Here is a 26645-nt window from a genome sequence, read left to right as displayed (position 1 = left end):
CCCTGTTTACGCCTGTCGGCGCCGAGGAGCAACCTCAGCCCGCGACATGACTCCCCGCCAGCGCGGCGAGCAGCAGCAGCGCCACGATGTTGGTGATCTTGATCATCGGATTGACCGCCGGACCCGCCGTATCCTTGTACGGATCGCCGACGGTGTCGCCGGTCACCGCGGCCTTGTGGGCCTCGGATCCCTTGCCGCCGTGATTGCCGTCCTCGATATACTTCTTGGCATTGTCCCACGCCCCGCCGCCCGAGGTCATCGAGATGGCGACGAACAGGCCGGAGACGATCACGCCGAGCAGCATCGCGCCCAGCGCCGCGAAGCCCTGTTCCTTGCCGGCGACTGCGGCGATGAGGAAATACACCGCGATCGGGCTCAGCACCGGCAGCAGCGAGGGCACGATCATTTCCTTGATCGCCGCCTTGGTGACGATGTCGACCGTGCGGCCGTAATTGGGACGGCTGGTCCCTTCCATGATGCCCGGATTGTCGCGGAACTGATCGCGCACGTCCTGCACCACCGATCCCGCCGCGCGGCCGACCGCGGTCATGCCGAACGCACCGAACAGATAAGGCAGCAGCGCGCCGAGCAGCAATCCGACGATGACGAATGGATTGCTCAGCGAGAAATCGACCATCGCCTTGTGCGTGATCGGATCGACGGCGAGGCCGAGCTCCTTCGCATAGTGCGTGAGATCGGTGGTGTAGGCGCCGAACAGAACCAGCGCCGCGAGCGCCGCCGAGCCGATCGCATAGCCCTTGGTCACTGCCTTGGTGGTGTTGCCCACCGCGTCGAGCGCGTCGGTCCTGTGGCGCACATCGTCGGGCAGACCGGCCATCTCCGCGATACCGCCGGCATTGTCGGTGACGGGACCATAGGCATCGAGCGCGACCACCATGCCGGCGAGCGCCAGCAGCGAGGTTGCGGCGAAGGCGACGCCGATGATGCCGGCGATCTGGAAGGTCGCGATCACCGCCACGACGATCACGAGCGTGGGCAGCGCCGTCGATTCGAGGCTGATCGCGAGGCCCTGGATGACGTTCGTGCCGTGGCCGGTGACCGATGCCTTGGCGATCGACTTGACCGGGCGATAATTGGTGCCGGTGTAATATTCGGTGATCCACACCAGCAGGCCGGTGACGACCAGCCCGATCATCATGCAGTAGAACAGGCTCATGCCGGTGAATTGCGGACCGGCAAGCCCGGTTGCGCCCTCGGCGAGAAGCGCGTCGTCGCCGATCAGTGCGGCCGGATCGAGGCCGCCGATCATCGCGTTCATGTCGCCGACGACATATTGGGTGACGAGATAGATTGCCGGGACCGACAGGATCACGGTGGTCCAGAAGCCCTTGTACAGCGCGCCCATGATCGACTGGCCCTTGCCGAGGCGGACCATATAGGTGCCGATGATCGAGGTGATGATGCATACGCCGCCCACGATCAGCGGCAGCGCCATCAGCTTGGTGAGCATCTCCGTGCTGACATTTCGCATCATCAGCGCGAGGGAGACCATGGTGAGGCCGAGCGTGACGACATAGGTCTCGAACAGGTCGGCGGCCATGCCCGCGCAGTCGCCGACATTGTCGCCGACATTGTCCGCGATCACGGCGGGGTTGCGGGGATCGTCCTCGGGGATTCCGGCCTCGACCTTGCCCACCAGATCGGCGCCGACATCCGCGGCCTTGGTGAAGATGCCGCCGCCGAGACGCGCGAAGATCGAGATCAGGGAGGCGCCGAAGGCGAGCGCGGTGAGTGCGGCGATGACTTCGCGGCTGTTGGGCGCCAGATGCGACTGCTCCACCAGATACCAGAAGATGCCGGCGATCGAGAGCAGGCCGAGGCCCGCGACGAGCATGCCGGTGATCGCGCCCGAGCGGAAGGCGAGCGTGAGCCCGCCCTGCAGCGAGGTGCGTGCAGCCTCCGCGGTGCGGACGTTCGCGCGCACCGAGATGTTCATGCCGACATATCCGGCAACGCCCGAAAGCACCGCGCCGATCAGGAAGCTGACCGTGGAGAGCCCGCCGAGCGTGAAGAACAGCACGACCGCGACGATCACGCCGACGATCGCGATCGTCATATATTGCCGGCCGAGATAGGCCTTGGCGCCTTCCTGGATGGCGGCGGCGATATCCTGCATCTTCTCATTGCCGGGCGATGCCCTGAGCACTTGCTGACTCGTCAGAAAGCCATAGGCCACCGCCAGCAAACCGCAGGCGATGGCGAGATAAACAATCGTCATCAGGCGAAGTCCTTCCCCTAGAACTGGAACCGCCGCCGGCCTTGCCACCGGTCTTTGCGGAGCCGGGAAGGTATCGGGCACCCCGAGCGGGCGCAACCCGCCTCAGCGGTGTTCGTAGCCGAGCCGTTCGGGCGGGGATTTTCCGTCGAGGAGAAGGGGTTGCGCGGATTTCCGAAGCATCGTGCCGATCCGCGTGGCGGACACCGGCAGGACGATTCCGTCGGGCGCGGCGAACAGGAGCTCGTAATCGTCGCCCCAACTCGCCGCCGCCAGCCGGTCGCGCACGCCTTGCGCAAACGGGATCGCGTCGAGATCGATCGCAGCCGTGCATCCGCTCGCCTCGGCCATCCGCCGCGCATCGAGCAGCAGCCCGTCGGACACATCCATCATCGCATGCACGTGCCGCCCCAGCGCCAGCCCCTCGGCCAGCCGTGGGCGCGGGCGCAGATAAGCCGCGCCGTCGCCGGCCTCGAACCCGAGCATCGCCGCGCCGATCGCGCCGGTGAGGTAGAGTACATCTCCCGCCTGCGCCCCGGCCCGCGCCGGCACCGGCCGCGCCGTCGCCCGCCCGATCGCCGTGCAACCGAACGTCGCTGGCCCGGCATGCGCGATGGTGTCCCCGCCGAGCAGCTTCACGCCGTAAGCATCGAGCACGTCGCGCAGCCCCGCCACGAACCGCTCGGCACCCTCGACCAAGGTCGCCCCGATCAGCACCCCGATCGGCTCGGCGGCCTTGGCCGCGAGATCGGAAAGGTTCACCGCCACCAGCTTCCACGCAATGTCGGCCGGATCGGTGCCGGCGCGGTAATGCACGCCCTCGGCAATCGCGTCGTGCGTGACGACGAGCGCCTCGCCGCCGATCTCGATCACCGCCGCATCGTCGCGCAGATCCTGCGCGCCGGGATGCAGCGGCAGGGTGCGCAGCGCGGCGATGAACTGGGCTTCGTTCACGCGCAAATCCTCCCGAAGGGGAGGATCGGCCTCAACCCCGCACTTCCTTCGCCACCGCGTCGAGGATCCCGTTGACGAACCCCTTCTCGCGCCGGTCGTAGAATGCATCGGTCACATCGAGATACTCGCTGATCACCGCCCCGACCGGCACATCGGCGCGCGCCATCAGCTCATAGGTGCCAGCGCGCAAAATCTGCCGCATCGGCTTGTCGAGCCGGTCGAGCGACCAGTCGGCGGCGAGCTTATCCGCGATCAGCCGGTCGATCTCCTCGCGCCGCGCGTCGACGCCCTTCACGATATCGTCGAAGAACGCGACATCGGCGTCGGCATATTCGACATCCTCGATCGTCGCCCCGAGCCGGTGCTGGTGGAATTCGGTGAGCAGCACGGTGAGCCGTGTGCCCTCCATCTCCTGCTGGTACAGCGCCTGCACGGCGGCCAGCCGCGCGGCGGCGCGGGCCTTGGATCGGGTCTTGGCTTTGGGGCTGGGCATGTTCTTCTCTATACACCAAATCCGTTCGGGCTGAGCTTGTCGAAGCCCTGTTCTTCCTTCCGCCATGAAAGAAGAACGGCCCTTCGACAAGCTCAGGGCGAACGGCGATTAATTGTTCAGTCGAATGGCGACCGATTTCGCGTGCGCGGGCAGCCCTTCGGCATTCGCCAGCGCGACCGCGGCCGGCCCGATAGCAGCAAGCCCGGCTTCGTCCAAGGCCAGGAAGCTGGTCCGCTTCATGAAATCGAGCACCGAGAGCCCCGAAGCAAAGCGCGCGCCGCCCCGTGGGCAGCACGTGGTTCGGTCCGGCGACATAATCGCCGACCGCCTCGGGCGTATGCCGGCCGAGGAACACCGACCCGGCATGGTGGACCATGTCGAACAAGGCCTCGGCTTCGTCGCACGCCAGTTCGAGATGCTCGGGCGCCAGCCGGTCGCACAGGGAATCGCCTCGACGAGGTTCGGCACCAGGATGATCGCGCCATTGGCATCCCAGCTCGCCCGCGCCGTCGCCGCGGTCGACAAGGTCTCGATCTGCGCATCGACCGCCGCCGCCACCCGGTCGCCGAACCCGGCATCGTCGGTGAACAGGATCGACTGGCTGGTCGGGTCGTGCTCGGCCTGGCTGAGCAGGTCCGCCGCAATCCATTCGGGATCGTTCTTGCCGTCGGCGACGACGACGATCTCGCTCGGCCCCGCGACCATGTCGATGCCCACCACGCCGTAGAGCTGGCGCTTGGCCTCCGCGACCCAGGCGTTGCCCGGCCCGGTCACCACGTCGACCGGCGCGATCTTCTCGGTGCCATAGGCCAGCGCCGCCACTGCCTGCGCCCCGCCGACGCGCCACAATTCGTCCACGCCCGCGATATGCGCCGCGGCGAGCACCAGCGGATTGACCTCGCCATTCGGCGTCGGCGTGACCATCACCAGCCGCCGCACGCCCGCGGCCTTGGCGGGGATCGCATTCATCAGCACCGAGCTGGGATAGGCCGCCCGCCCGCCGGGGACGTACACCCCCGCCGAATCCACTGCCCGCCAGCGCGCGCCGAGCCGGATGCCGAGTTCGTCGATCCCGTCGCTGTCCTGCGGCTTCTGCTTCGCATGATAGACGGCGATCCGTTCCGCCGCGAGCTCGAGCGCGTCGCGCAGTTCGGGAGTCAGCCCCTCCCATGCCGCAAGGCAATCGGCGCGGTCGATCTTCCAGCCGGTCTGGTCGAGATCGTGCTTGTCGAACAGCCGGGTCAGGTCCTTGAGGGCCGCGTCGCCCTCGTCGCGCACCCGCTTGATGATGTGCGTGACGTTGCGCGCGACATCCTCGTCCGCCTCGCGGCGGGCATTGACGAGGGTAGTGAACTTCGCGGCGAAGTCCGGGGAAGAAGCGTCGAGCCGGATCATCTTTTGCTCCCCTCCCTTCAGGGGAGGGGCTGGGGTGGGGCCTCGCCGTCTCATCGAGACTTTCGCTTGGGGCACTGCCCCACCCCAACCCCTCCCCTGAAGGGGAGGGGCTCTAAGGTTCGCTTGTCTCATCCGACCGCCCTCCGGAACGCATCGACCAGCGGCACCACTTCCCCCGCGCGCATCTTGAACGCCGCACGGTTGACGATCAGCCGGCTGGTGACTTGCGCGATCACTTCGACTTCGACGAGGCCGTTCTCCTTGAGCGTCTTGCCCGAAGAGACGAGGTCCACGATCCGCGGCGCCAGCCCGAGCACCGGCGCCAGTTCCATCGCGCCGTTCAGCTTGACGCACTCCGCCTGCACGCCGCGTGCCTCGAAATGCGCGCGGGTGATGTGCGGATACTTCGTCGCGATGCGCACATGGCTCCAGCCGCGCGGATCGTCCTTCTTCGCCATGTCGGCGGGCTCGGCGACCGAGATGCGGCAATGGCCGATGCCGAGATCGACCGGCGCGTAGAGCTCCGAATAGTCGAACTCGGCGAGCACGTCCGACCCGACGATGCCGAGCTGTGCCGCGCCATGCGCGACGAAGGTGGCGACATCGAACGCGCGGACGCGGATCAGGTCGATCGCAGGGCTGTTGGTCTTGAAGCGCAGCGCCCGGCTGTCCGGATCGGCAAAGGCGGGTTCCGGCACGATGCCGACTGCCGCGAGCAGCGGCAGCGCCTCGTCGAGGATGCGCCCTTTGGGGACGGCAAGGATGAGCGGTTCTTGCATGAGTGGCCGGGGCTTTACTTGGGGGTGCCCCGGGCGCAACACGCGCCGCATGGCCGACGAACAGACCAACCGCGACAGTTTCGCCATCCAGGCCGGCTATTGCACCGCGATGGCCGCGCCAATCACTGCGCGCGTATCGACCGTCCTCGGGCAGAGCCTCACTCGCGACAGCGAAACCGGCCGCCGCGTGCTCGACTGGCCGGGCGAGCCCGTCGCCGACGCGCTGGTGCTGCGGCTGATCGGCGGGTTGCATGCGCTATACCGCCGCGGCGTGCCCGAAATCGCGCCCGTCTTCACCGGCGCGATCACCGACGAGACGCAGATCGGCACCATCCTCAACGCGGTGTTCGTCGCCCACGACGCCGAACTCCTCCCGTGGCTCGACGGCCCGCCCCAGACCAACGAAGCCGGCCGATCCGCCGGGCTGATGACCGGCATCCTCCATCTCGCGGCGCGCTACGGTCCGAAATTCGAAGTGCTCGAGATCGGATCGAGCGCCGGCCTCAACCTGCTGATCGGCCGCTACCGCTTCGATCTGGACGGGGTCCGCGCCGGCCCGGCAGACTCCCGGTCGAGATCAGGCCCGAGTGGCGCGGCCCGCCGCCGCCGGATGCGCCGGTCGAGATCCTCTCCGCCCGCGGCGTCGATATCCAGCCGCTCGATCTGTCGGATGATCGCAATGCCGAGCGGCTGCAGGCCTATTGCTGGGTCGAGAACACCGAGCGGCAGGCACGGCTGGAAAAGACCATCGCGATGGTCCGTGCCGAAGGCGTCGATCTGGTGCAGGGCGACGCCGCCGACTGGGTCGAAGCCCGCCTGGCCGAGCCGCAGGCGGAAGGCGTGACGCGCGTGCTGATGCACTCGGTCGTCTGGCAATATCTCCCCGATAGCACTCAGCAGCGCATCGCCGCCGCGATGCTCGCCGCGGGGGCGCGCGCCACGCCCGAGCGGCCGCTCGGCTGGGTGATGATGGAGCCCAATCGCGATCTCCACCGCCACGAAGTCCGCGTCCGCGGCTGGCCCGGCGACACGCCGATGCAGCTGGTCGCGCTGACCCATGCCCACGGCGCCTGGGTCGAGGCGCTCGAACCGCCGTATGAGACGCGTCCCTATGTCATGCGAGCCTATTAGGATGCACAGCACCAATTATCGCGACACGCTGATCACCGTGTCGACGGATTGTCCGGTGCCCAACGGCACGATCCCCGAAAAACCCGGCACCATCGCCACGATCCAGCACGCCCTGCTCGCCACGCCCTATGCGATGACCAGCGACGACCTGCTCTACGAGACGCACCGCGCGCGCGACGGCGACAAAAGCCGCGAGGAGTTCTTCGCCAGGCCTCAGGCATGTCTGCGCGCCTCGCCTTTGGTCAAGCAGTTCGGCTGGGGTATCCACCACGACACCGAGGGCCGGATCGCGCTGGTTGATCCGCAGAGCGACGCCTATGCCCGCCTCCTCGTCGACCCTTCGGTCAAGAAGACTCCGGGCATGCGCAGCAAGCGCTGATTCGTCATCCCGGCGAAAGCCGGGATGACGAATGAGTCAGTGCCCGGCAAGCCACTCCCGAATCGCCGCGGTCACTGCCTCGGGCTTTTCCCAAGGCACGAAATGCCCACCATCCTCGATGCGGGCAATGGTCAGGTCCGGCACGAATTCGTCCAGCTCGAGCTGCACCGGCAGCAACGCCTTGTCCTGCATGCCCCAGATCACCAAAGTCGGCTGGGTGATCGGCGGGAAGGGCGCGCCGAGCCAGGCCGGGCGTTCCGCATCCTCATCGGGCTTCGGCACTACGATGCTGCTCGCGCGGTACCAGTTGAGCATCGCGGTCATCGCGCCGGGCTGGCCCCATTCGTCCATGTACGCCGCCTTGTCCTCGCCCGCGATCCCGCCGACGATGTGCTGCGCGAAAGTCGAAGCGAAGAAGCGTTCGAGCCCGGCACCGATCAATCCCTGATCGATCCGCGTGTCGCGGAAGCGCGTGATATACTGGCTTCCCTTTCGCTGTGCGGGATCGTCGAACAGCGACTTCTGGAAGACCTTGGGATGCGGCGCGTTGACGATGATCAGCCGCGCGATGCGCTGCGGGTTCTGCAGCGCCGCCATCCACGCGATCGCCCCGCCCCAGTCATGCCCGGCGAGCGTGAACCGATCGACTCCGAGATGGTCCGCCAGCGCGAGCAGGTCGCCGACCGGCTTGTCCGGGGTATAATTCTCCACGCCTTCGGGCTTGGACGAGCGCGCGAAGCCGCGCTGATCGGGCGCGACGACATAATGGTCCTTCGCGAGTTCCGGAATCTGGTGCCGCCAGGTCCGGTGCGATTCCGGAAAGCCGTGGAGCAGGAAGATCGGCGGATTGGCCGGATCGCCGGCGATGGCGACGTCGAGCTCCACGCCGGTGGGAAGTGCGATCCGCTGGAGTTCCTCCATATTCCCCTCCTGCTCTGTTCCCCTTCCGCTTGCGGGAGGGGTTAGGGAGGGGCTGGCCTCCCGTTCCATTTCATGCCCTCCCCGACCCCTCCCGCAAGCGGAAGGGGAGCGATTAGGGCAGCCGCTTGCCCTTGGTGCGGCTGGTCAAGTGGAACCGGTCGCACCGATCGCAGCGATACAGGCGGAGTTCGAGCCCCGAACGCTGGATCGCCGCCAGCGCGTCGGCCTCGGAAGCGTAACCCGCCTTGCGCCGGCACACGCTGAGCCGGGTTCTAGGGATAGCTCACCGTCTTGGGCACTTCGGGGATCGGGATCCATTCCTTGTCGTCGCCGGGGACCTTGGGGAAATTGCCCGCCGTCCAGTCCTGCTTGGCCTGGTTGATCCGGTCGCGGCTCGACGAGACGAAGTTCCACCAGACGTGGCGCGGTGTCGCGAAGGCTTCGCCGCCGCAGAGTATCACCCGGCCGCCCTGCTCCGAGCGCAGGGTCGCCGCAATGCCGGGGCGCAGGACGTAGAGCGTCATCGGCTCGAGCCGGAGCCCGTCGAGGCTCGCTTCGCCCATCGACACATAGACCGCACGCTCGTCGGCACCGGGATCGACGGGAATGCTCGCGCCCGGGGCGAGCGCGATGTCGGCGTAGATCGTCCCCGCATAGGTGGTGGTCGGTGCCGCGGCGCCCCAGAGTTCGCCCATGATGATGCGGGCGGTGGCCCCGCCGGACTGGACGATCGGCAGGTCGGCGGCGGCGACATGCTCGAACGCGGCGTCCATTTCCTCATCGGCTTCGGGCAGCGCGAGCCACGTCTGGATGCCGGAAAGCTCCGGCCCGATCGCGCGTTCCGCTGAGGGCGAGCGCTCCGAATGGACGATGCCGCTGCCCGCGGTCATCAGATTGACCGCACCGGGCTCGATCGTCGCGAAGGTGCCGATCGAGTCGCGATGGTCGATCGCGCCGGCATAGAGATAGGTCACCGTCGCGAGATTGATGTGCGGGTGCGGCCGCACGTCGATGCCGGTGCCGATGTCGAGCCGCGCGGGCCCCATCTGGTCGAAGAAGATGAAGGGGCCCACCATCGTCCGCGGCCGCGACGGCAAGGTGCGGTGCACCTTGAAGCCGCCCAGATCATGGGTGACGGGCTCGATCGTCTGGATGATCAGGTCTTCGGTCATGCTGCCTCCGTTCGATCATCGGAATAGCCAGTCGGCGGGGGCGGGACAGCCACAGTTTGGAAAGGCAGATTTTCCGATCAGGCGGCATCCAGCTCGGGATAATGCCGGAAGATGCCCTGCGTGTTGAAGCCGATCCGCCGGTCGCTGGCGCAATAGTCGTGAATGCCGGGGAGCTGGGCGACCCGGTCGCGGATCGCGATCAGCTTCGGATAATCGCCCTCGATCGCCTTCATCCGCTTCGGGAACATGTAATGCAGTCCCTCGATCAGCTGGAAGATCGACGTGTCGCCGTAGCTCCAGCGATCGCCGGTCAGCCATTCGCCCTCGACCGAGCGTTCGAACCAGCCGAGGAACTTGGGCATCCGCTTCTCGCGGAACTCCTCGGCGAAGCGCGCGGCCTCGGCCCGCTGGTCCTCGTAATAGAGCCCGGTGCCCACGGGATGATGGACCTGGTGCACTTCGGCGATGAAATCGGTGATGGTGAGCTGGACCTCGTGGAGCCAGCGCCGCCCGGCTTCATCCGAAGGCGCGATGCCGTGCTTGTCGCCCAGATAGAGCAGGATGTTGGCGACCTGTGCGATCACCTGCGTGCCGGTATCGAGATAGGGCGGCGCGAAGGGTGGGCGGTGTTCCCGGGCCTTCATGTCCTCGATCAGCGCGTCGCTGCCGCGCTCGCGGGCCACATCGACATAAGCGATGTCGCCCGCCTCCATCGCCAACCGGACGAACTCGCCCCGCCCCTGGATCTCCGCCCAGTACCAGAGCTTGTACGTCGTCATGCTTATTCTCCCGGAGCGCGAGCCTTTATCGCCAGCGCGTGGATGCGGCCGGCGAGCAGATCGGCGAGCGCGTTGTTGACCAGTCGCTGCCGCTGAACGCGCGACTGGCCCACAAAGGCTCCGCTCTCGACCACCACGGTCCAGTGCGATTCGCCGGTGCCGTCGTCGCCGAGATGGCCGGCATGATGGTGGCTGTCGTTGATCACCTCGAGCTGCGTCGGGGCGAGCGCGGCAGTGAGGCGAGATGCGATGATGTCGGCGAGTCGGCCGCTGGCAGGGTCGGTCATCGCGCCTATATAGTCCGTTTGTTCAAGGGAGGTAGCGTGCCTGACGGCCAGCCGCGAAAGGATCGACCCAATGCCCGTTTCCACGGTCGCGTGGAGGCGCAGGGACGGCTGTGCGCCGAGCCGGGCTGCCCCGAGCCGGGCGAGTTCCGCGCGCCGCCGCTCGAAGGCACCGGCCGTGTGGGCGACGGCCCGCCGCCGTTCCGCTGGCTGTGCCTCGAGCATGTCCGCGCATTCAATTCGGGCTATAATTTCTTCAAGGGGATGAGCCCCGACGAGATCCACGACGCGCAGCGCCCGTTCGCGGGCTGGGAGCGCGAGACTCGCGCGTTCAATGCCACCGGCGGTGCCGACCGCCCGCCGCGCTGGGCCGATTTCTCCGATCCGCTCGACGCGATCAGCGCGCGCTTCCGCGAGCGGATGAAGGACCGCGCCGAACGCAAGGACGGCAAGCCGCTGTCGGGCAAGGACCGCGAGGCGATGCGCACGCTCGCGCTCGAGATCGACGCTGACCGGATGGCGCTCAGGAAGCGCTATTCGGAGCTGGTGCGGCGCTTCCACCCCGATCGCAACGGCGGCGACCGCGGCCATGAAGCGCAACTGCAGGAAGTCATCGCCGCGTACCAGCACCTCAGGAGCGCGCCGGCTTTCGCCTAGCCCTCGCGCTTCATCCGTTCCTGCCGCGCCTGTTCGCGCGCGCTCGGTTCGGACAGCTGGAAACTGCCGATCGGCACTTCCCCAGCCGGCTCGTACGTCGCCATCGTCACGCCGGTCGTGCTCGTCTGATGCTCGATCAGCTTGAGCGCAAAGGGCGGCGTGCCATCGCCGAACAGCCGCTTGCCGCCGCCCAGCACTACCGGAAAGGTCATCACGAACAGCCGGTCGACGAGGCCGGCGGCGAACAGGCCCGGATAGAGCGTGCTGCTGCCCTGGATCAGAATGTCCGGCCCCTCGCCCGCCTTGATCTCCGCGACGGCATCGATGCTGCCGACGCGGTGGCTGTTCTGCCATTCGAGCGGTTCGGTGCCGCGAGTCAGGACATATTTGTTGGCCTTGTCGAACGCCGGCCCGATCGGGTCGTCGGGACCGACATAGGGCCAATGCGCCGCGAAGATCTCCCAGGTCTTGCGCCCGAGCAGCAGGTCGAAGGGCCCTCCGAACATTGCGCCCATCGCATTGCCCATCGCCTCGTCCCAATAAGTCGCAGACCAGCCGCCGAGCGCGAACCCGCCGGTCCAGTCTTCGCTCGGCCCACCCGGCGCCTGCATCACGCCGTCGAGCGACTGGAACACACCACCGATGATTCTACGCATCGACATCTCTCCTAGTCTCTGTCGGGGGCACCCAGCGGGAAATAGGCGCGATAGGGGCGGGCCTCGTCAACCGCACGTACGACCGAGGGCCGGGCGAGCAGACGGGCGCGATAGGCCCGCAGATTGACCAGCTTCTCGGGAATCGGATCGACCCAGTCGGCGTAGAACAGCGCCGGTGCGGCGGCGCAGTCGGCGAGCGAGAAGGCGCCTGCAGCCGCCCATTCGCGCCCCTCGAGCCAGGTCTCCAGCCAGGCGTAGCTCTTCTGCAACGCCGCCTTCGCCTGCACGACCTCGATCGGGTCGTGCCGCTCCGGGCCGCGCAATGCGTCCGCAACCACCCGATTCATCTGGTTCATCAAGTGATTGTCGAAGATGCGATCGAGCATTCGCACTTCGAGCGCCGCGTCGCCCTCGGGAAGGAAGGCGACCGCGCCGGGATGGAAACGCTGGAGGTGCTCGATGATGACGCTCGATTCCATCACCGGACGGCCATCGTCGACGAGCAGCGGAAACTTGCCCGGCGGCCACAGCCGGGCAAGTTCGGCCGCGTTCGCCGGATCTTCGATCATCCGATACTCGAATGGCGTGCCGTTCTCGTAGAGCGGGATCAGTACCTTCCAGCAATAAGACGAGAAGGGATGTGCGTAGAGCTCGAGCATCAGCGCGATCCCACTACGCCGAACTTCGCGCCCTGCGGGTCCTTCGCATAGATCACGAAGTCGCCGCCCGGCACTTCCATCGGCTCCTGGACGATGCTGCCGCCGGCTTCCTCGATGCGCTGCTTCGCCTCGTCGATGTCGCCGACGCGGAAGAAATAGTTCCAGCCCGGCGTCTCGCCGGGAGGCGCCTTCATCACTGCGCCGATCATGCCGCCGTCATGGCCGAGGAAGCTGTAATCGCCCATCTCGCCCATCGGCATCGCGCCGTCCTTCGTCCAGCCGAACTGGTCGCCGTAAAATGCGAGCGCGGCCTGATCGTCGCTGGTCTGGAGCTCGTTCCATTCGCCGTGACCTGGCGCCATGCGCTTGAACGCGGTGCTGCCTTCAGGGCTGGAGCCCTTCATGACGTAGAAGACCACGCCCTGCGGATCGGCGACCATCGCCATCCGGCCGACGCCTTCCAGCGTGGTCGGCGGCATGTGGATGCTGCCGCCCGCCGCGACGATCTTCTCGGCGGCGGCGTCGACATCGTTCACACCGATATAGCTGAACCAACGCGGCTCCGGCGGCGCACCCCCAGGAGTCTTCATCATGCCCGCCACGCCCTGCCCGTCCGGTGCGAGATACACGTGATAGTCGCCGGTTCCGTCGGCAGTGCCACCGGGGCAGCCGCCGTCCTGCCAGCCGATCACCTTCCGGTAGAAAGCGCCGGCAGCATCGGGATCGCCGGTGATCAGCTCGTACCAGATCGGCGTTCCATGCGGATTGGTCATGATGAATCTCCGTTGTCAGATCCTCCCCGAGCTCGCCTCGGGGAGGATCGGGGTTCAGCCTTCGTCGACGATCGGCTCGAAGCCGCCCCAGAACATGCGCTTGCCGTCGAAGGGCATGTTCTCCATGTCCGGCTTCATCCGCTCGTCGGCCATCACCTTTTCCCAGCCGGCGTCGCGGGCCTCTTTCGAAGGCCAGATGATCCACGAGAAGACGACATTTTCGCCCTCCTCGGCCTTCACCGCCATGAAGAAATCGGTGGTCGTCCCACGCGGCAGGTCGTTGCCCCAGGCTTCCATCACGCGGGTGGCGCCATGCTCCTGGAAGACCTTCGAGGCCTTTGCCGCCATCTCGCGATAAGCTTCCTTCTTGCCCTCGGGTACGGGCAGGACAAATCCGTCTAGATAGGACATCTTCTCTCCTCTTTTATCCGCGCCGCTCAGGCGGCCACGGGTTCCGGTTCTTCGAAATCGGCGAACTGCGCCGCCAATGCGCGCTGGAACGCGGGACGCGCTTCGCCCCGCGCCTGATAGGCAGCGAGCGTCGGGAATTGCTCGACCAGTCCGGTGCCGCGCACGATGCGCAGCACGGTGACCATCATCAGGTCGCCCGCAGTGAAGCGCTCCTCGAGCCACTCGCGATTCCCCAGATGATCGGCGAGCCGCTGGAACCGGCCCTGGATCATCTTGACCACGTCGGGCCGCCGCGCCTTCGCCCAATCCTCGCCGGCGCTGAACAGGTCGATCGTGGCCAGCTGCTGGAGATAGGGCTCGATGCTGTTGAGCGCCGCGATCACCCATGCCGTGGCGCGGGCGCGCTCGCCCGGATCGGCCGGCAGCAACGCCTCGCTCGACTGGCCGATATGGAGCACGATCGCACCGGACTCGAACAGACTGACCTGCTCGTCCCGGTAGCTCGGCACCTGGCCGAAGGGCTGCTCGATGAAATAGTCCGCCGGGCGCTCGCCGCGGGGATCGAGTTTGCGCACCGAATAGCCCTTCCCCGCTTCCTCCAGCGCCCAGCGAACGCGGAGGTCGCGGACGACGCCGCGAGCGAAATCGGGTACCCAGCAAAAGGCGCTGATGGTCGGTTGGCCGGTCATGTCGCTCTCCTCAGGCCGCAGCCGCGGCGCGCTCGATCGTCGCAATGTCGATCTTGCGCATCTGCATCATCGCATCCATCGCGCGTTTCGCGGAGGCAGGATCGGGATTGTCCCAGATCAGCTCCATCATCCGCTTGGGCGTGATCTGCCAATTGACGCCCCATTTGTCCTTGCACCAGCCGCACGCGCTTTCCGCGCCCTCATTGCCCACGATCGCGTTCCACAGCCGGTCGGTCTCCTCCTGGCTGTCGGTGAGGATCATGAAGCTCACCGCCTCGGTCTGTGGGAACATCGGGCCGCCGTTGAGGCCGACGAATTTCTGGCCCAGCACTTCGAACTCGACGACGATCACTTCACCCGCCTTTTGCGAGGGCGTGTCGGCGGGCGTGCGCTGGACGCGGGTGACACGGCTGTCGGGAAGCAGCGACGCGTAGAAGTTCGCCGCTTCCTCGGCGGTATAATTGTACCAGATGCAGGTGGTCAGCTTGTCCATCATCTCTCTCCCAGATTTGTTTGTCAGTGCATCAGCGGAATCAGCGTCCGAAGTCGGGCATCGCGCAGCCACAGGCCGCCCCAGGCGAAGAGCCCGAGATAGACGCCGAACAGCGTATGGCTGAGCAATGGGCTGGCGACGCGGAACTGCATCGCGATCGCGCCGCCCAGATAGCCGGTGAGCAGGATCGCGCCGAGCAGGGCGGTGCGCGGGATCGCATAGAGCAGGGTGCAGATCGCAAGAATCACGCCCAGCTCGCGATAGACGGTCACGTCCGGTGATATCCCGAGCGGCGGGCTGTTGGCGATCATCACCGCCGGTGCGAACAGTTTGCCGCCGGCATCCATCGCGAGAAACAAGATGACGAGGCCGCTCAGCACCCAGCCAGCGATATGCTGGCGGCGGCCGGACGGGGAAAATTCGGTCGACATGGCGGTTGCTCCAATCTCGACGACGCGCTCAGGCGTCGCCTTCCTTCTTCTTGCCCTTGAGCAGGGCGACGATCGCCATCGCGTGGCCATGGCCGAGCGCGAACTGCTGCTTGAGGTCCGCCACGATCGTTCCGGCCTTCACGTCGGGCCGCAGCGTCCCGCCGTCCAGCCAGTCCTTCGCCGCCGCATAGGCACGGAAGTCGGCGGGGCCCTTGCCGGTCTTCGCTTCGATATTGGTCAGATAGGCCTGGAACGACATCGGACTTCTCCCTGTCAGGCGGGTTCGTGAGCCGGGCCTTCGGGGAAGGCGGCCATTGCGGCCTCCATGTCCATGAACATCGGCTCGAAGATGTGGCCGTCGGGATCCTCGAAGCTGCGCCCGTACATGAAGCCCATGTCCTGCTTCTCCCGGATATCGGCCTTGCCGCCGGCCGCCGCCGCCGCCTCGACGATCGTGTCCACTGCCTCGCGGCTGTCGCGCGACAGCGCGATCAGCACTTCGGTCGTGGCATGCGCGTCGGCGATCTGCTTCGGCGTGAAGGTTTTGAAGAAATCTTGCGACAGGATCATGAACACGATCTCGTCGGAAAGCTGCATCGCGCTCGCCGCTTCGTTGCTGAAGCGAAGATCCTTGGTGCAACCGATCGCCTCGTAAAAGGCGGTCGACTTGGCCACGTCCTTCACGGGCAAATTCACGAAGATCATCTGGGGCATCGTTCTTCTCCTTTTCATTTCGTCGGGTAAGTGAGCGACGGGTACCAGTCTGCACCGCGTCCTTCGGGGGTGGAGTCGAGAATCGTCCAAAGCGGCATCAAATCGGGCGCACCGCGCGGGTCCTGCCCCGGGTCTGCGGTGCTGTCGTCCATCTCTCCTGCCCAGAACAACCGGATCGCGCCGTCGCGGCGAGAGAAGACGAGGAGCTGCGGAATGTCGCCGCCGTCGGGGGCGAGCGCGTAAAAATCGCGGCTGAACGTCTGTTCGGCGTCCGAATAGAGCGGCAAATGCCGCCAGCCGCGCTCCTCGGCAAAGGCGCGAAGCTTGTCGAGCGGCGAGCGCGCCGTCACCGCGAAGGCGACGCGCTGCTGGATGTCGAGCGCTTCGCCTTCCCAGGCCGAGAGCAACGACGTGCACATCGGGCAAGGCCGTTCGCGCTGCGGCCCGAACATCCACGCGTAGACGACCAGCGTATCCTTGTCGCCGAACAGCGCTTCCAGCGTCACCGGGCCCTCGGCGCCTTCGAAACTGTATTCCCGCGTGACTTCCGGGCCGGCGGGAAGCGCGCGGCGCTGTTCGGCGACGCGCTCGATCTGGCGGCGCAGTTCGATTTCCTCGGCCAGCAGCGCCGTGCGCGCGGCGCGATATTCGGCGCTTTCGCCAGGCCAGCGCGCCTCGCAGCGCGCCGCCAGTACCTCGGCCGGGGGCAGGATCGTTTCGACCGTCATGCAAACCTCCGCTTCTAGGGTGTCGCGAATCACTTCCTTGATCTTGATGCGCGACTCAGTTATAAAAAGCAACCATGGAGTCACAAAAATAACTACTACCGATCTCGGCAAGGCGCGCCGCTGGTATCTCGACGCCTGTGGAACCGCTTTGGCGATGGATCTGGTGGGCGAGCGTTGGACCCTGCTGATTGCCCGCGAACTGCTGTTGGGCCCAAGGCGCTTCGGCGAGATACGCGGCGCGCTGGAGGGATTGAGCGCCAACATCCTGACCCAGCGACTGGAAGGCATGGAGAAGGCCGGGATCCTGCGCCGCCGCACCCTGCCCTCGCCCACCAACGCCCAGGTCTATGAGCTCACCAAATGGGGCCGCGCGCTGGAGGAGCCGATCTTCGCGCTCAGCCGCTGGGCGGCGGGATCGCCCGCGCACGACGTGACTTTGCCGCTCAGCAACGGCGCCTTCATGCTCTCGCTGCGAACGATGATGGACGGGGAGGCCGATCCCGATTTCACGCCCGATCTCGGCTTCCGCATCGGCGGCGAACCCTTCCGCGCGCAGATCGTGAACGGCATGCTCGAAATCGAGCGGCGCGATCCCGAAGGAGCCCAAGTGATCTTCGCCGGCGAACCGACGAATCTGGCGGCGACATTCTACGGCCGCGACCCGCTGATCGAGTCGATGCGCGAGGGCCGGGTGACCGTAACCGGCGATATTGTGCTCGGACAACGCTTCGTCGACCTGTTTGCCCTTCCCGTTTTCTCAAACGACTGATAGGCGGAGGCCCCCTGCGCTTTGACGTTGCGGTGCGGCAAACAGCCCACTAGCTCGCGAGGCGTTCTTGCAGGAAGCGATGATGGCCGACATCCCCAACACCCAGCCCGATAGTCGCGAGACGACGATCCTCGATTCGCCCGACAAGATGGTGAAGGTGCGCGACCTGTTCGGCATCGATTCGGACATGGAATGCCCCGCCTTCAGCGAGGCGGACGAGCGCGTCCCCGATCTCGATCCCGCCTATGTGTTCGATCCCGACACCACGCTCGCCGTGCTCGCCGGCTTCGCGCACAATCGCCGCGTGATGATCCAGGGCTATCACGGCACCGGCAAGTCGACGCATATCGAGCAGGTCGCCGCGCGGCTCAACTGGCCGTGCATCCGCATCAATCTCGACGCGCATATCAGCCGCATCGACCTGATCGGCCGTGACGCGATCGTGCTCAAGGACGGCCAGCAGGTCACCGAATTCCGCGAGGGCCTGCTCCCCTGGGCGATCCAGACTCCGACCGCTCTGGTGTTCGACGAATATGACGCGGGGCGCCCGGACGTGATGTTCGTGATCCAGCGCGTGCTCGAGACCGAGGGCAAGCTGACCCTGCTCGACCAGAATCGCGTGATCCGCCCGAACCCATGGTTCCGCCTGTTCGCCACTGCCAATACGGTGGGCTTGGGCGATACCAGCGGGCTCTATCACGGCACCCAGCAGATCAACCAGGGCCAGATGGACCGCTGGAACGTGGTGGTGACGCTCAACTACCTCCCCGCCGCGGTCGAGGCACAGATCGTGCTCGCCAAATCGGGCGAGTATGACAAGCCGGGCGGCAAGGAAGTCGTCGAGAACATGGTCCGCGTCGCCGATCTGACCCGGAAGGGCTTCATCAACGGCGACATCTCGACGGTGATGAGCCCGCGTACGGTGATCACCTGGGCACAGAACGCACTGATCTTCGGCGATGTCGGCTTCGCCTTTCGCCTCTCGTTCCTCAACAAATGCGACGAGGCCGAGCGCGCGCAGGTCGCCGAATATTATCAGCGGGTGTTCGGCAAGGATCTGCCCGAGAGCGTGGTCGGCAAGTCGGCCTAGGCCAGCTTGCGGCCGAAGGTCCGCGGCGCCGGCATCGCCGGTGCGGCGGCCGGCTGGCCCGTCGCTTCGCCCTGCCCGCCATTGAGTTCGCGCAGCCGCGCCGCGATGCGCTGGTCGAAGGTGGCGGTATAGACGTCGGCGGCGCCCGTTTCAGGTTCCACGGCGAGCACATTGGCGACGCGTCGGCGCAGAAACTTCCGCAGCCCGAACACGAATATCCCGCCGATCAGCAGTACCGGCAGAAAGAAAGCGAAGGTCCAGCCGGCGCCGACCTTCGCAGCGGTGCCGGGCGCCGGGTCGCTGCCCTTGCCCTGCGCATGTGCCATGCCGCGCACGCGTGCACGGAGCTGTTCGTTCGTTTCGCCGGGAAGCCGTTCGATCTCGTTGGCGCCTTTCGGCCGCACCGCGATTTTCGAAGAGTAGTTGGCGCGATAGGTCGCCGTGGGATCCATCCCGAGCTCGACGGTGAGCATCGTGAGCTCGGCACCGCCCAATTTCACATAGCGATCGCCATTGTAGAGCACGAAGCTCGGCTCGGCGGGATAGATCTCGGCACCGTCACGGACCTGATAAAAGGCGCCGAGATCGTAATATTTGCCGTCGTGAAAATAGGTGCCGGTGTCGGGCAGGTCATAGACCTTGTCGATCTTCTCGGCATAGCCGCTGCTTCCGCCAAAGCCGCCGAAGCTGCCGAAACGAAAGCGCCGCCGCGCCTCGGCAGGCTCGGCCAGGGCGACGAACAGCGCCACTGCACCCATCACTGCCAGTACGAACTTGCCGCGTGCCCGCATCCGCCGTCCCCAAAGCCGATCGCTGCAATATGCTGAAGGTTGATTAGCATTTCGCTAAACCATGCTCGCGCTCACTTGGGAAACCTGCGCGATTGATTTCGCGGCCCCATCCCGCCACATGACCTTTGTGGCAGCCGATTCCCCCTTGAGCAGCTTCGCAACGTGCTGGGCGGCACTGCGCGTGCGCTGTCGGGCGAGGCCGAGGCCGAGCTCGCCTTCACTTCCGAGGCGCCGCGACAGGACGGACGCAGCATCAAGGTGCCGATGCCGTCGCGCACGCTGCCTGCCGAGCAGGTCGCCGAGGCGCGCGGCTTTGCGGACGGCTTCGCGCTGCGGCTGAGGCATCACGACGTGGGTCTGCACCAGCGCGCCGCGCCCGGCGAGCCGGTGGCGCGGGCAGTGTTCGATGCGATCGAAACCGCGCGGATCGAGGCGCTCGGCTCGCGCGGCTATGCGGGCATCGCCGACAATCTGGAGCATTCGCTGGGCGTACGGCTGCGGTCCGATCCGATCGCGCGCGCGCGCAACCGCGAGGAGGTGCCGCTGTCCACCGCGCTGGGGCTGATGGTCCGCGAGCGGCTGACGGGACGCGAGGCGCCGGCCGGCGCCGCGATGGGCATGGCACTGATCCGCGACTGGATCGAGGAGCGGGCGGCGGAGGATCTCGACGCGCTCGCACTGACGATCGACGACCAGCAGGCCTTCGCCAGCCTCGCCACCAAATTGCTCCGAGACCTCGACCTCGTCGAAGGCGAGATGATCCCGGACGAGGCCGATGACGGCGGCGGAGAGGACGAAGGCACCGACGATCAGAATGAGCCGGGCGACGAGGACGGCGACAGCGAGGCGCAGCAGGGCGAAGGCGAAGTAGAGGCGCGCGGCGAGCAGCGCGAGTCCGACGAAAGCGAACAGGGCGAGGACAGCCAGTCCGAAGCGATGGACGATGCCGACGGCGAGCCCGGCGACGATGGCGAGGAGGGCATGATGCCCACGCGCCCCAATCGCCCGTGGAGCGATATGCCGCCGCAATTCGAGTATCGTCCCTACACCACCCAATTCGACGAAGTGATCGCGGCGACCGAGCTGTGCGATGCCGAGGAGCTCGATCGGCTGCGCTCCTATCTCGACCAGCAGCTCGTCCATTTGCAGGGCGCGGTCACCAAGCTCGCCAACCGGCTCCAGCGCCGGCTGATGGCGCAGCAATCGCGCAGCTGGGATTTCGATCAGGACGAGGGGCTGCTCGATGCAGCGCGGCTCGCCCGCGTCATCGTCAATCCGATGCAGTCGCTGTCGTACAAGATCGAGCGCGACACCGAATTCCGCGACACCGTGGTCACCCTGCTGATCGACAATTCGGGATCGATGCGCGGCCGTCCGATCTCGATCGCGGCGATCAGCGCCGACATCATGGCGCGCACGCTCGAGCGCGTCGGGGTAAAGACCGAGATCCTCGGCTTCACCACGCGCGCCTGGAAGGGCGGGCAGGCACGCGAGAAATGGCTGGCCGAGGGGCGTCCGACTCAGCCGGGCCGGCTCAACGACGTGCGCCATATCGTCTACAAGCAGGCCGACGAGCCGTGGCGCCGCGCCAAGAAGTCGCTCGGGCTGATGATGCGCGAGGGGCTGCTCAAGGAGAATATCGACGGCGAGGCCCTGCTCTGGGCGCACCAGCGGATGGTCGGGCGGCCCGAGGAGCGCAAGATCCTGATGGTGATATCGGACGGCGCGCCGGTCGACGATTCCACGCTCTCGGTGAATTCGGGCTCCTATCTCGAGCGTCACCTCCGCCAGGTGATCGGCTGGATCGAATCGCGTTCGCCGGTCGAATTGGTGGCGATCGGCATCGGCCATGACGTGACGCGCTATTACCAGCGCGCCGTGACGATCATGGATGCCGAGCAGCTCGCCGGCACGATGGTGGAGCAGCTCGCGGCCTTGTTCGACACCGAATGACTTCTCTTGCTTCCGTCACCCCGGCGCAGGCCGGGCCCCAGGGCAAAGCAGGACGTCGCCTCGGGCTCTGGGTCCCGGCTTTCGCCGGGATGACTACGGAAGGGTGAACGTCGATCCGCCCGCCGGCGGGTTTCGTGGGCCGATGAAGCGCTCGGTCACCATCGCCGGGCATCAGACCTCGATCAGTCTCGAACCGATCTTCTGGGAAGCGCTGGAAGCGGCGGCGGTGGCACGCACGCTGCCCCTCAACGCGTTGATCGCGGCGATCGACCATGCCCGAATCCAGACCGACAACCCTCCCAATCTGGCGAGCGCCCTCCGGACCTGGCTTTTCGCCAACGCCCGCAGCGACAATTTGCGACAAAGTTGAGAACCAGTCGCAATATCATTGACTCTGCGAACGCCTCGCAATAGCTGACCGCGTAACGACACCAAAGGGGATTCTCGTGACGCGTTCCACGCCTGCCGCATCGCCGGCATTCCTTGCGCTCGCCTGCGTCGGCTTCATCGCCAGCGCGCCGGCTCATGCCGGTCCCGATGGTCCGGATGGCCCGGCAGCCGGTGACGACGAGCAGGATCGCAGTCAGATCGTCGTTACCGGCGAGCGCGAACAGCGCAACAGCCCCAAGGCCACCGAGAAGCTGGTCAACACGCCGCGCTCGGTCGTGGTGCTGCCCAAGGAAGTGATCGAGCAGACCGGCTCGACGACGCTCGCCGATGCCTTGCGCACCGTCCCCGGCATCACGTTCGGCGCGGCCGAGGGCGGCAATCCGATCGGCGACCGCCCCTTCATTCGCGGCTTCGACAGCCAGGGCAGCACCTTCGTCGACGGGGTGCGCGACATCGCGGCGCAGACTCGCGAGGTCTTTGCGATCGAGCAGGTCCAGATCGTGCGGGGTTCGGATTCCACGCTGGGCGGCCGTGGCAGCGCAGGCGGATCGATCAACATCATCACCAAATTGCCGACCACCGAGAATTTCGTCAGGGCCACCGCCAGCGTCGGGACCGACGACTACAAGCGCGCCACGCTCGACGTGAACCAGCGGCTCACCGATCTGATCGGCGTGCGCATCGCGGCGATGTGGCACGATCAGGATGTCGCGGGGCGCGATGCGATCTGGTCGCGCCGCTGGGGTGTCGCGCCTTCGCTGACCTTGGGCCTCGGCACCGACACGCGGATGACGCTGGCTTATTATTATCTCGAGAGCCACGAGTTGCCCGACAGCGGCATCCCGTATCTCTACACGCTGGCGAACGCGCCCGGCACCGGCGAGATCTATTCGGAACCCGCGATCGGCGACGTCACCACGATCGGCGGGGTCACCGGCCATGTCGACCGCAGCACCTATTACGGCCTCAAGTCGCGCGATTTCCGCGATGCGACGACGCACCAGGCGACACTGCGCGTCGAGCATGATTTCGGCACGGTCACGCTGCGCAACAACGCGCGCTACAGCCGCAACGATCAGGCCTATATCTTCCTGCTGCCCGACGACAGCCAAGGCAATGTCTTCGGCACCGCCGCCACCAACCCCTCACCGGCCCCGCCGCCGCGCGCGGCGACGTGCTGACCGGCGGCTATGTCTGGCGCCGCGGCAACACGCGCTATGGTTATACCGAGGCACTGACCAACCAGACCGACCTCTACGGCACCTTCCAGACCGGTTCGATCAAGCACAGCTTCGCGCTCGGCACCGAACTGAGCTGGGAGAAGGCGCGCCGCGGCACCTTCGTCACGCGCGGCTATCTCAATGCCAGCGGGGTCGAGGTCCTGTCGACGGGCTCGCAGACGACGCCGCGGTGCAACACCGACACGATCGCGCGCGGTTACTGCACGAGCCTGTTCAATCCGAACCCCGACGATCGCTGGATCAACTATGCGAGCGACACGTCCACCACACCGGCAGCGATCGTGCGCTCGCTGCCGATCGAGGAGACCCAGAACGATGCGAAGACGCTCGCGGCCTATGCGTTCGACTCGATCACATTGATCCCGGCGCTGGTGCTCAACCTCGGCGTGCGCTTCGACCGCTTCGAATCGACAGTGACGCCGGGCCTGGCCGCGGCCGGGACCAGCACCTTCCGGCTCAGCCGCACCGACGATCTGTTCAACTGGCAGGCGGGCCTCGTCTTCAAGCCGACCGGGAACACCAGCCTCTATGCCAGCTATGCGACCTCCGCGACGCCGCCGAACAGCCTGATCGCCGAGGGTCAGGAAGGCAACGGCCTCGGCACCACCAATACGCCGCAGGCACTCGCCTTGCTCGACAGCATCAAGGTCGAGAAGACCAAATCCTATGAAGTCGGCGCCAAGGCGAACCTGTTCGACGAGCAGCTGTCGCTGACGCTCGCCGCCTTCCAGACCGATACCGACAATGCCCGCGTCACCGGGCCCAACAACAATATCGAATTCATCGGCAAGCGCCGCATCCGCGGTGTCGAGTTCAACTTCAACGGCAACGTCACGCGCTGGCTGACGGTGTTCGGGGGCTACACGCACCTCGATCCGAAGATCGTCGAAGGCGGCTTCACTGCACTCACCGCGGCAGCGGTGGGACCCCAGGCTGCGAAGACCGTCCTCGTGCCGTCGGTGAACACGGGGCGGCAGGCACCGCAGACGGCGAGGGACAGCTTCACCTTGTGGGCCGATCTCAAGCCGACCAGCCGCCTCAGCATCGGCGGCGGCGCCTTCTACACCAGCCGCGTGTTCGGCGGGTATCAGGACAATCGCAGCGCAACGCAGAACGCGGCCGGCGTGGTGACCGTCGTCCCCGCGACCAAGGTCATATCGCGCACGATCCCCGAATATTGGCGCTTCGACGCACGGCTGGGCTATAAAGTGACCGACCAGATCGAATTGAGCGTCAACGTGAACAACGTCACCGACGAGACCTATTTCACCCAGGCCTATACCTCGCACTACGCGACGATCGCGCCCGGCCGCTCGGCCTTCGCGACGCTCGGGTTCAAGTTCTGACGCGTTGAACGAAACGCTCGACTCCATCTCCCCCAGGAGATCGCCGCCCGCCTCTCCGGTTCGCCGGAGGCGCGGGCGGCGCTGATCCGGGAAGGCGCCGAGGCGGGCGTGGCCGAAGCGCAGGCCGTCCATGGCCAAATGCTGCTCGACGCCGGCGATGCCCGCGCCGGCTTCGGCTGGTTCAACAAGGCGGCGGCGCAGGGCCATCTGATGGCGCTCAACATGGTCGGGCGCTGCTACGATCTCGGCTGGGGCACGCAAGTGGACAAGGCACGCGCCGCCGAATGCTTCCGCATTGCCGCCGAGCGAGGGCTCGACTGGGGCATGTACAATTACGCGACCGCGCTCACGCTGGGCGAAGGCGTGGCTGAGGACAGGCCGGCTGCACTGGCGTGGTTCGAGAAGGCGTCCGCGATGGGCAATGCCAAGGCGCTCAATTATGTCGGCAGCTTTCATGAGGACGGCTGGGTGGTGCCGCGAGACAGGACCAAGGCTGCGGAATACTACGCTAAGGCAGCCGAGGGCGGCGATTTCCGCGGCCAGTTCAACCACGCGCGGATGCTTGCCGAAAGCGACGAACTCGAGGCAGCGCGCGGCTGGCTTGCGCGGTGCGGCGAGACCGCAACCGCGGCGTTCATCACAAAGGCGCGTGCCTGGCTGCGCGGGTCTCCCTGGCCCGAACTCGAAAGCGCGCTGCCATGATGATCGCGATACCCGAATTGCTCGATGCCACCGCCGTGGCGCGGGTCCGGACGATCATCGATGCCGGTGAATGGATCGACGGCAACGTGACCTCAGGGCACCAGTCGGCACTCGCCAAGAACAACGAGCAGCTCCCCGAAGCCAGCCCCGCGGCGAAGGAAGCCGGGGCGATCGTCCTCGAGGCGCTCGGCAAGTCGCCCTTGTTCTTCGCGGCGGCGCTGCCGCTCAAGGTCTTTCCGCCCTTGTTCAACCGCTATGGCGAAGGCCAGACCTTCGGCACGCATGTCGACAATGCGATCCGCATCCAGCGCGGCACCGAGTTCCGCATCCGCAGCGACCTCTCCATGACGGTCTTCCTCGAGGACCCGGACGCCTATGACGGCGGCGAGCTGATGGTCGAGGATCATTTCGGGGTGCAGCGGGTCAAGCTGCCCGCCGGGCACGCAATGCTCTATCCCTCGTCTAGCCTGCACCATGTGACGCCGGTGACGCGCGGCGTGCGGGTGGCGAGCTTCTTCTGGCTCCAGTCGATGATCCGCGACGACGGGGCGCGACGGACCTTGTTCGACCTCGACCAGTCGGTCCAGCGGCTCACCGCCCAGCTCGGCGGCGGCGACCGGTCGGTAATCGAGCTGACGGGGGTGTATCACAACCTGCTCAGGATGTGGGCCGACGCCTAAGGTCACACTAAGGTCACACTGCCGCGGGTTTCGCAAAACAGTGCCAGCGGCGTAATATATTGATTTATCTTGATATTGCCCAGAAGCCCGCTTGACACGTGTCAGGCAAATCAATTCGCCAAAGAGCGTGATCCGGCGATGTCAAAGAGCGCGATGTTCGCCGATGCGACATGGTGCGTCACCGGGTGATGTTCAAGCTTTGTTCCAGGTCGTGACCCCATAAACGCGTTTACTGACGCCGAGCCAGCGACCAATCTGCTCAGGATGTGGGCCGACGCCTGCAACCGCTCAGAGCGGCTGGTACATCACCAGCGCATCGACGAAGCCATGGGCAGGATGGCGGAAGGCGCCGGGAAGGCGGCCGACGATCGCGAAGCCGAGCGATTGCCAGAGCCGCACGGCGCGCTCGTTGGTACTGACCACGAAATTGAACTGCATTGCACGATAGCCGCGCGCCCGGGCGTGATCGAGCGAATGCTCGGCCATCCGGCGGGCGACACCGCGCCCCGTCGCCGCGGCGCCGACCATATAGCCGCAATTGCAGACATGCGCCCCGCCCCCGGCTGGTTGGTGCGCAGATAATAAGTGCCGAGGATTTCGCCGGCTTCCTCGGCGACGAATGTCTCCTTTTCGGGCGCCATCCACCAGGCCAGCGCCTCGGCTTCGGTCATCGCGGGATCGAGCGCGTAGGTCGCGCCTTCGCGAATGATCGGGAGGAGGATCGCCGCGATGGCAGGGGCATCTTCGGGCGTGGCTTTGCGGATCTGCATGCGCGCGGGCTAGCCGCGGCCGGCCATGGTCGCAACCGGGCTACATTCAACTGTTCCCCCTCCCTTCCAGGGAGGGGTTAGAGTGGTGGCACCGACTGGGGCTCGATGCCCCAGCCGGTGCTATTTTGCTGCGAAGTCAGAGATTCTTTTAGGCGCGCAGACGCGCGCACCCACCCCAG

General features: G+C 66.2%; 30 protein-coding genes and 3 pseudogenes. 11 read left to right on the top strand and 22 right to left on the bottom strand.

Annotation, left to right across the window (positions count from 1 at the left end):
* Positions 1 to 34 precede the first annotated feature (34 nt).
* The 5 genes and pseudogenes from PIB19_RS19770 to hisG all read right to left on the bottom strand — a co-directional run bounded on the left by PIB19_RS19770 (position 35) and on the right by hisG (position 5857).
* Complete coding sequence (locus PIB19_RS19770; RefSeq protein WP_271238713.1) at positions 35 to 2239, bottom strand: sodium-translocating pyrophosphatase; 2205 nt, start codon at positions 2237 to 2239, stop codon at positions 35 to 37.
* Positions 2240 to 2341: 102 nt separating this feature from the next.
* Positions 2342 to 3190, bottom strand: coding sequence for a thiamine-phosphate kinase (gene thiL / locus PIB19_RS19765; RefSeq protein ID WP_271238712.1), 849 nt, complete (start codon positions 3188 to 3190; stop codon positions 2342 to 2344).
* A gap of 31 nt (positions 3191 to 3221) precedes the next feature.
* Positions 3222 to 3683: a transcription antitermination factor NusB gene (gene nusB / locus PIB19_RS19760; protein ID WP_271238711.1), complete on the bottom strand. Its 462-nt coding sequence runs from the start codon at positions 3681 to 3683 to the stop codon at positions 3222 to 3224.
* A 108-nt stretch (positions 3684 to 3791) separates the two neighbouring features.
* Positions 3792 to 5078: pseudogene (hisD, locus tag PIB19_RS19755) on the bottom strand (histidinol dehydrogenase).
* Positions 5079 to 5206: 128 nt separating this feature from the next.
* Positions 5207 to 5857: an ATP phosphoribosyltransferase gene (gene hisG / locus PIB19_RS19750; RefSeq protein ID WP_271238710.1), complete on the bottom strand. Its 651-nt coding sequence runs from the start codon at positions 5855 to 5857 to the stop codon at positions 5207 to 5209.
* On the opposite strand from hisG, the pseudogene PIB19_RS23825 reads away from it, so the two are divergent.
* Together PIB19_RS23825 and PIB19_RS19740 are read left to right on the top strand one after the other, a co-directional pair.
* A pseudogene (locus PIB19_RS23825) lies at positions 5778 to 6988 on the top strand (DUF2332 domain-containing protein). The gene hisG and the pseudogene PIB19_RS23825 overlap by 80 nt on opposite strands.
* 1 nt (position 6989) lies before the next feature.
* Positions 6990 to 7367 carry a DUF6157 family protein gene (locus PIB19_RS19740; protein ID WP_271238709.1) on the top strand — a complete coding sequence of 126 codons (378 nt, stop codon included), beginning with the start codon at positions 6990 to 6992 and terminating at the stop codon, positions 7365 to 7367.
* 36 nt (positions 7368 to 7403) lie between these two features.
* On the opposite strand, the gene PIB19_RS19735 is transcribed toward PIB19_RS19740, so the two are convergent.
* The 5 genes from PIB19_RS19735 to PIB19_RS19715 form a co-directional block, all read right to left on the bottom strand.
* Positions 7404 to 8288: an alpha/beta fold hydrolase gene (locus PIB19_RS19735; protein ID WP_271238708.1), complete on the bottom strand. Its 885-nt coding sequence runs from the start codon at positions 8286 to 8288 to the stop codon at positions 7404 to 7406.
* A gap of 112 nt (positions 8289 to 8400) precedes the next feature.
* Complete coding sequence (locus tag PIB19_RS19730; protein WP_271238707.1) at positions 8401 to 8547, bottom strand: hypothetical protein; 147 nt, start codon at positions 8545 to 8547, stop codon at positions 8401 to 8403.
* Positions 8548 to 8560: 13 nt separating this feature from the next.
* On the bottom strand, positions 8561 to 9460 hold the full coding sequence (locus PIB19_RS19725; RefSeq protein WP_271238706.1) for a pirin family protein: 900 nt from the start codon (positions 9458 to 9460) through the stop codon (positions 8561 to 8563).
* 77 nt (positions 9461 to 9537) lie between these two features.
* Positions 9538 to 10239, bottom strand: a complete 702-nt coding sequence (locus tag PIB19_RS19720; RefSeq protein ID WP_271238705.1) for a glutathione S-transferase — start codon at positions 10237 to 10239, stop codon at positions 9538 to 9540.
* Positions 10240 to 10241: 2 nt separating this feature from the next.
* On the bottom strand, positions 10242 to 10526 hold the full coding sequence (locus PIB19_RS19715) for a BolA family protein (protein WP_271238704.1): 285 nt from the start codon (positions 10524 to 10526) through the stop codon (positions 10242 to 10244).
* A 90-nt stretch (positions 10527 to 10616) separates the two neighbouring features.
* Here PIB19_RS19715 and PIB19_RS19710 point away from each other — a divergent pair, with 90 nt between their 5' ends.
* Positions 10617 to 11180 carry a J domain-containing protein gene (locus PIB19_RS19710; protein WP_271241038.1) on the top strand — a complete coding sequence of 188 codons (564 nt, stop codon included), beginning with the start codon at positions 10617 to 10619 and terminating at the stop codon, positions 11178 to 11180.
* Here PIB19_RS19710 and PIB19_RS19705 read toward each other — a convergent pair.
* Genes PIB19_RS19705 through PIB19_RS19660 form a run of 10 tightly spaced genes read right to left on the bottom strand, consistent with a single transcriptional unit; the run spans position 11177 to position 16818 of the window.
* A complete protein-coding gene (locus PIB19_RS19705) occupies positions 11177 to 11836 on the bottom strand; it encodes a dihydrofolate reductase family protein (RefSeq protein ID WP_271238703.1) in 660 nt (219 codons plus the stop codon). The two genes, PIB19_RS19710 and PIB19_RS19705, sit on opposite strands and share 4 nt — an antisense overlap.
* A gap of 11 nt (positions 11837 to 11847) precedes the next feature.
* A complete protein-coding gene (locus tag PIB19_RS19700) occupies positions 11848 to 12495 on the bottom strand; it encodes a glutathione S-transferase family protein (protein ID WP_271238702.1) in 648 nt (215 codons plus the stop codon).
* On the bottom strand, positions 12495 to 13268 hold the full coding sequence (locus tag PIB19_RS19695) for a VOC family protein (RefSeq protein ID WP_271238701.1): 774 nt from the start codon (positions 13266 to 13268) through the stop codon (positions 12495 to 12497). Before PIB19_RS19695 ends, PIB19_RS19700 begins: the two co-directional genes overlap by 1 nt.
* A 54-nt stretch (positions 13269 to 13322) precedes the next feature.
* On the bottom strand, positions 13323 to 13679 hold the full coding sequence (locus PIB19_RS19690; protein WP_271238700.1) for a DUF1428 domain-containing protein: 357 nt from the start codon (positions 13677 to 13679) through the stop codon (positions 13323 to 13325).
* Between the two features lie 26 nt (positions 13680 to 13705).
* Positions 13706 to 14368 carry a glutathione S-transferase family protein gene (locus tag PIB19_RS19685; RefSeq protein WP_271238699.1) on the bottom strand — a complete coding sequence of 221 codons (663 nt, stop codon included), beginning with the start codon at positions 14366 to 14368 and terminating at the stop codon, positions 13706 to 13708.
* A 10-nt stretch (positions 14369 to 14378) separates the two neighbouring features.
* On the bottom strand, positions 14379 to 14861 hold the full coding sequence (locus PIB19_RS19680) for a VOC family protein (protein ID WP_056611055.1): 483 nt from the start codon (positions 14859 to 14861) through the stop codon (positions 14379 to 14381).
* Positions 14862 to 14884: 23 nt separating this feature from the next.
* Positions 14885 to 15292: a DoxX family protein gene (locus PIB19_RS19675; RefSeq protein WP_271238697.1), complete on the bottom strand. Its 408-nt coding sequence runs from the start codon at positions 15290 to 15292 to the stop codon at positions 14885 to 14887.
* Positions 15293 to 15320: 28 nt separating this feature from the next.
* Entirely contained in the window at positions 15321 to 15551 is a 231-nt protein-coding gene (locus PIB19_RS19670; RefSeq protein WP_271238696.1) for a DUF4287 domain-containing protein, read from the bottom strand.
* Positions 15552 to 15565: 14 nt separating this feature from the next.
* A complete protein-coding gene (locus PIB19_RS19665; protein WP_271238695.1) occupies positions 15566 to 16006 on the bottom strand; it encodes a VOC family protein in 441 nt (146 codons plus the stop codon).
* Between the two features lie 14 nt (positions 16007 to 16020).
* On the bottom strand, positions 16021 to 16818 hold the full coding sequence (locus tag PIB19_RS19660; protein WP_271238694.1) for a DUF899 family protein: 798 nt from the start codon (positions 16816 to 16818) through the stop codon (positions 16021 to 16023).
* On the opposite strand from PIB19_RS19660, the gene PIB19_RS19655 reads away from it, so the two are divergent.
* Both PIB19_RS19655 and cobS read left to right on the top strand, forming a co-directional pair.
* Positions 16781 to 17503: a winged helix-turn-helix transcriptional regulator gene (locus tag PIB19_RS19655; protein ID WP_271241037.1), complete on the top strand. Its 723-nt coding sequence runs from the start codon at positions 16781 to 16783 to the stop codon at positions 17501 to 17503. The genes PIB19_RS19660 and PIB19_RS19655 overlap by 38 nt on opposite strands.
* 82 nt (positions 17504 to 17585) lie before the next feature.
* Positions 17586 to 18593, top strand: a complete 1008-nt coding sequence (gene cobS / locus PIB19_RS19650; protein WP_271238693.1) for a cobaltochelatase subunit CobS — start codon at positions 17586 to 17588, stop codon at positions 18591 to 18593.
* Here cobS and PIB19_RS19645 read toward each other — a convergent pair.
* On the bottom strand, positions 18590 to 19384 hold the full coding sequence (locus tag PIB19_RS19645; protein WP_271238692.1) for a hypothetical protein: 795 nt from the start codon (positions 19382 to 19384) through the stop codon (positions 18590 to 18592). The genes cobS and PIB19_RS19645 overlap by 4 nt on opposite strands.
* Before the next feature lie 162 nt (positions 19385 to 19546).
* Here PIB19_RS19645 and cobT point away from each other — a divergent pair, with 162 nt between their 5' ends.
* The 6 genes from cobT (at position 19547) to PIB19_RS19615 (ending at position 25696) form a co-directional block, all read left to right on the top strand.
* On the top strand, positions 19547 to 21337 hold the full coding sequence (cobT, locus tag PIB19_RS19640; RefSeq protein WP_271238691.1) for a cobaltochelatase subunit CobT: 1791 nt from the start codon (positions 19547 to 19549) through the stop codon (positions 21335 to 21337).
* A 142-nt stretch (positions 21338 to 21479) separates the two neighbouring features.
* Complete coding sequence (locus tag PIB19_RS19635; protein ID WP_271241036.1) at positions 21480 to 21707, top strand: ribbon-helix-helix domain-containing protein; 228 nt, start codon at positions 21480 to 21482, stop codon at positions 21705 to 21707.
* 76 nt (positions 21708 to 21783) lie between these two features.
* The gene (locus PIB19_RS19630; RefSeq protein ID WP_271238690.1) at positions 21784 to 22908 is read left to right on the top strand and encodes a TonB-dependent receptor; all 1125 of its coding nucleotides are present in this window, start codon (positions 21784 to 21786) and stop codon (positions 22906 to 22908) included.
* Positions 22902 to 24314 (top strand): TonB-dependent receptor, encoded by a 1413-nt coding sequence (locus PIB19_RS19625; RefSeq protein WP_271238689.1) that lies wholly within the window; start codon positions 22902 to 22904, stop codon positions 24312 to 24314. The genes PIB19_RS19630 and PIB19_RS19625 overlap by 7 nt, the downstream gene beginning before the upstream one ends.
* Before the next feature lie 108 nt (positions 24315 to 24422).
* Positions 24423 to 25016, top strand: coding sequence for a tetratricopeptide repeat protein (locus PIB19_RS19620; protein WP_271238688.1), 594 nt, complete (start codon positions 24423 to 24425; stop codon positions 25014 to 25016).
* A complete protein-coding gene (locus PIB19_RS19615; protein ID WP_271238687.1) occupies positions 25013 to 25696 on the top strand; it encodes a Fe2+-dependent dioxygenase in 684 nt (227 codons plus the stop codon). Before PIB19_RS19620 ends, PIB19_RS19615 begins: the two co-directional genes overlap by 4 nt.
* Before the next feature lie 288 nt (positions 25697 to 25984).
* Here PIB19_RS19615 and PIB19_RS19610 read toward each other — a convergent pair.
* A pseudogene (locus PIB19_RS19610) lies at positions 25985 to 26466 on the bottom strand (GNAT family N-acetyltransferase).
* Positions 26467 to 26645: the final 179 nt, after the last annotated feature.

Origin of the sequence: Sphingomonas sp. 7/4-4 (assembly GCF_027941955.1) — a bacterium.
In the GTDB taxonomy this organism is placed as follows: domain Bacteria; phylum Pseudomonadota; class Alphaproteobacteria; order Sphingomonadales; family Sphingomonadaceae; genus Sphingomonas.
The sequence above is the reverse complement of the archived record's forward strand: the minus strand, read 5'-3'. Positions and strand labels throughout refer to the sequence as shown.